This is a genomic window from Caballeronia jiangsuensis (genome assembly GCF_046030135.1).
Lineage (GTDB): Bacteria > Pseudomonadota > Gammaproteobacteria > Burkholderiales > Burkholderiaceae > Caballeronia > Caballeronia jiangsuensis.
Genome location: NZ_JAQQDB010000120.1, coordinates 1 through 675, shown reverse-complemented (window position 1 = coordinate 675; position 675 = coordinate 1). Strand labels below are relative to the sequence as shown.

General features: G+C 59.0%; 1 protein-coding gene. It reads right to left on the bottom strand.

From position 1 onward, the window contains the following. Positions 1–40: 40 nt before the first annotated feature. Positions 41–675: DDE-type integrase/transposase/recombinase (locus tag PQR08_RS38625; protein ID WP_408164492.1), on the bottom strand; the 635-nt coding region annotated here is incomplete at its 5' end.

Below are 675 nucleotides of genomic sequence, written 5' to 3'. Positions count from 1 at the left end.
CGGAAATTTTCAAGGTAGTTGTCGCCTCAACGATTAAATTTCAGGCAGCCTCTCTGTCTTGATTTCGGTGTTGTTGGGCGTCGCCCCGATTATCGATTCGATCCGGGTTCAGGTGCACAGCATCGACGCGTTGCCAGTTGCGCGTACGGCCTTTCCATCGAAGTGGATTGCATTGCCTGGCATTCTCGTAGAGCGCCGCGCGTCGATCCAGAATGTCCTGATCGAGGTTGGCATGACGCTGCGCCGGCGTCACGAACCGAATCGCGCTGTGACGATGCTCCTCGTTGTACCAGCGCACCAGCGCGCCCACCCACGTGCGCGCGGCAAACAGGGTATCGAATGCCTTGAGCGGGTAAGCCGGTCGGTACTTCAGGGTCTTGAACAACGACTCGGAGTAAGGGTTGTCGTTGCTCACGCTCGGGCGGCTCAACGACGGCATGACGCCCAGCGCCTGAAGAGTGGCGAGCATCGTCGCGCCTTTCATCGGGCCGCCGTTGTCCGAATGCAGAATCACCTGGGCGGGCTGTATCGCTTCGCGCGCGCAGAGATCCGTGAGGACTTCGCTGGCCAGCACGCTGCTTTCCTCGGCATAGACCTGCCAGCCGACAATCTTGCGGCTAAACACATCCAGAAACAGATACAAGTAGAAATACTGCCCACGAACCGTGGTCGGCA